This is a genomic window from Methyloceanibacter sp. (assembly GCF_049590335.1).
Taxonomy (GTDB): Bacteria; Pseudomonadota; Alphaproteobacteria; order Rhizobiales; family Methyloligellaceae; genus Methyloceanibacter.
In genome coordinates this window covers 1-3476 of record NZ_JBAWCQ010000167.1, presented here as the reverse complement: position 1 = coordinate 3476, position 3476 = coordinate 1, and the positions used below count along the sequence as shown (strand labels likewise).

3 protein-coding genes are annotated in these 3476 nt (G+C 59.1%); 2 read left to right on the top strand and 1 reads right to left on the bottom strand.

What is annotated here, in order from left to right; all coding sequences use genetic code 11:
* Positions 1 to 57: 57 nt before the first annotated feature.
* Positions 58 to 1218, bottom strand: coding sequence for a crotonyl-CoA carboxylase/reductase (gene ccrA, locus WBQ77_RS12265; RefSeq protein WP_424060469.1), 1161 nt, complete (start codon positions 1216 to 1218; stop codon positions 58 to 60).
* A 314-nt stretch (positions 1219 to 1532) separates the two neighbouring features.
* Here ccrA and WBQ77_RS12260 point away from each other — a divergent pair, with 314 nt between their 5' ends.
* Entirely contained in the window at positions 1533 to 1850 is a 318-nt protein-coding gene (locus WBQ77_RS12260) for a hypothetical protein (protein ID WP_424042745.1), read from the top strand.
* A gap of 128 nt (positions 1851 to 1978) precedes the next feature.
* On the top strand, positions 1979 to 3476 hold a 1498-nt coding region (locus WBQ77_RS12255; protein ID WP_424060468.1), incomplete at its 3' end, for a methylmalonyl-CoA mutase family protein.

Sequence of the window (3476 nt, the reverse complement as noted above, 5' to 3'; positions counted from 1 at the left end):
CACCAGAACCGCCATATTCCCGGGACGGTGCTCGTTGTTCCACATCCGCATGTGTGCCTAGGGGATCTGATTCCAGGTAAACACTTCCGACATGCAGGGGTCGATCCGCCGGTCGACAACCAGCTTGTTGGCCTGCGTTGCCTGCATCAGGTTCGCGAAGTGAGAACCCTGAACACGCTTTTGGTGCATCCACAAATAGCGCGCATCCATCGTCAGATTGTAGCCCGTCGTCCCGGCACAGATGACAACCATCCCGCCGCGCTTCACGACTTGCACGGAAACCGGGAACGTCGCTTCACCCGGATGTTCGAACACGATATCCGGGTTCACGCCCTTGCCGGTGATGTCCCAGATCGCCTTGCCGAACTTGCGCATCTCCTTCATCCAATCACCGTATTCCGGTGTATTGACCTCGGGCAGCTGCCCCCAGCAGTTGAAGTTCTTTCGGTTGATCACGCCCTTGGCGCCCAGTTGGCGCACAAAATCGGCCTTATCATCTTCCGAGATAATCGCGATCGCATTGGCCCCTGCCGTGGCGCAGAGTTGCACGGCGAACGATCCAAGCCCGCCAGAAGCCCCCCAACCGAGGACGTTCTGCGCCGGCTTCAGCGTGTGCGGCCGGTGCCCGAACAGCATCCGGTAGGCCGTGGCAAGCGTCAGCGTATAGCAGGCACTCTCTTCCCAAGTGAGATGCTGCGGCCGCTCCATCAGCTGGCGATCCTGCACCCGGCAAAACTGCGAGAAAGACCCATCCGGCGTTTCATACCCCCAGATCCGCTGCGACGTCGAGAACATCGGATCGCCGCCGTTGCACTCTTCGTCGTCGCCATCGTCCTGGTTGCAGTGAACGACGACTTCGTCGCCGACTTTCCACCGCTTCACCTTGGAGCCGACCGCCCAAACAATCCCCGACGCATCGGAACCAGCCACATGATAGGGATTCTTGTGCACGTCATTGATCGGCGAGATCGGCGTGCCGAGCGAGGCCCATACCCCATTGTAGTTGACCCCGGCCGCCATCACGAACACCAGGACATCATGGCTATCGAGCTCCCACGTTGGCAGCACCTCGACTTCCATCGCGGTCTCCGGTGGCCCATGCCTGTCGGCACGGATCGTCCACGCATACATCTCCTTGGGCACATGACCGAGCGGCGGTATCTCACCGATCTCATAGAGGTTCTTGACCGCAGTCCCACCGCTCGGGCCGCCTTGCATCTGCTGAGCGGATGACTGAATTCCAGTGTTGTCGACCAATTTAATCTCCCGATTCTCCCGAAAACTTCATCCGGAAGCGTCCCGCTGTTGTTAAGTACCTGGCTCTCTGTGCCACCCTGGCCAGATATGTGGCCACAAAGGCCCCGTCATCAGCATTCAAACGTAAACACATTCATAAAATTGCATAATGCGCTGCACAATGGAATTGTGTACCGGCTACGAAAACTCTGTCAACGCTCGCTTAACGAGTTTTTGCGACTCTAGGTGATGTGCCGGCCATCCGAACGGCGTTCGCAGTCGACGGAGCGACTTCCGTGAAGTTCGACCTAATTTTGCAAACAGTGCAGAGCATGCCGGCGGCCACGTTCGCGCTGATTCTGTTCATGTCGTTATCGGCAGCACTGTTGGTCAATCATATACTCAAAGTTGGCATATACACGACGATAGCCTCTATTCCATCGCTACTTTTCGCCGGCATGTTCGCGCATGCCACTTTCGTTGCCCACAATATTTATATCTCGCCGGACAAGGCTTCCAATACCGCCATCGCTGTCAGCTCAGGCTTTATCCTGCTCGCGGCCTTCGCACTTTTGCTCTTTCGCATGTACGCGCATCTCAGCGATCGCCACTAACGGCAGCCCGCCGGAATCTGTTGCGCATAGCATCACGTCTACAACCAAAATTCTAATTCCACGGTCCGTCGGCTTCGGTCTATGGTGCATTTATCTTGCACCTGCGAACAAATTGGCGGAGCCCCGGGATGGCGGAAAAGTTGTCGAAAAAATCGTCGCCTGTCGAACACGCGGGCCGTGATCGCCCGTGGATCATACGCACTTACGCCGGCCACTCCACCGCCGAAAAATCGAACGAGCTCTACCGCCAGAACCTCACTAAGGGCCAGACCGGCCTTTCGATCGCCTTCGATCTGCCAACCCAGACCGGCTACGACAGCGATCACACGCTGGCCAAGGGGGAGGTTGGCAAGGTCGGCGTGCCCATCTCGCACTTGGGCGACATGCGTACATTGCTCGGCGGCATCCCGCTCGACGAGATGAACACGTCGATGACGATCAACGCCACCGCCGCATGGTTGTTCGCCCTCTATGTCGCCTTGGCTGACGAAACCGGCGCCGATCGCAACAAGCTCACCGGCACGATCCAGAATGACATCATCAAGGAGTATCTCTCCCGCGGCACCTACGTCTTCCCGCCCGAGCCCTCTCTCAAGCTGATCAAGGACACCATCGCCTTCTCCTATAAGGCGGTGCCGAAGTGGAACCCGACGAACGTCTGCTCCTACCATCTCCAGGAAGCCGGCGCGACGCCGGTCCAGGAGCTGTCCTACGCCCTTGCCACCGCCATCGCCGTCCTCGACACCGTCCGCGCTTCAGGCGAAGTGCCGGAGGAAGATTTTGGCCTCGTCGTCGGCCGCGTCTCCTTCTTCGTCAACGCCGGCCTGAGATTCGTCACCGAAATCTGCAAGATGCGGGCGTTTACCGAACTCTGGGACGAGATTACGGCTGAGCGTTACGGCATCACCGAGGACCGCCTGCGCCGCTTCCGCTACGGCGTCCAGGTCAATTCGCTGGGTCTCACCGAGCAGCAACCCGAAAACAACGTCTATCGCATCCTGATCGAGATGCTCGCCGTTACACTCTCGAAGCGCGCTCGCGCCCGTGCTGTCCAGCTCCCCGCCTGGAACGAGGCCCTCGGTCTGCCGCGTCCATGGGATCAGCAGTGGTCGCTGAGGATGCAGCAGATCCTGGCCTATGAAACCGATCTCCTTGAATACGGCGACATATTCGACGGCTCGAAGCAGATTGACCGCAAGGTTGCAGAACTCAAGGAACAGGCCCGCGCCGAACTCGCAGCCATCGACAAACTCGGCGGCGCCGTCGCAGCCATCGATTACATGAAGCGCAACCTGGTCGAATCCAACACCGCGCGCCTCCGCGACATCGAATCCGGAACCCAGACCGTTGTCGGCGTCAATGCCTTCACCGAGACAGAGCCTTCTCCCCTCTCCGGCGGCGCGGAAGCCATCCAGACCGTCGACGAAGCCGTTGAAGCTCAACAGATTGAAGCACTCAAGGCGTGGCGCCAATCCCGCGACCAGGCCGCTGTCGCAAGCGCTCTCGAAGACCTCGCCGCCGCTGCCCGTGAAAACCGCAACGTTATGGAACCCTCGATTGCATGCGCCAAAGCCGGCGTCACGACGGGTGAGTGGGGCCAGACGCTCCGTGAGATCTATGGTGAAT

Coding starts and splice junctions, on each gene's coding strand:
- ccrA (WP_424060469.1), bottom strand. CDS start 1,218: ATGCAAGGCGGCCCGAGCGGTGGGACTGCGGTCAAGAACCTCTATGAG.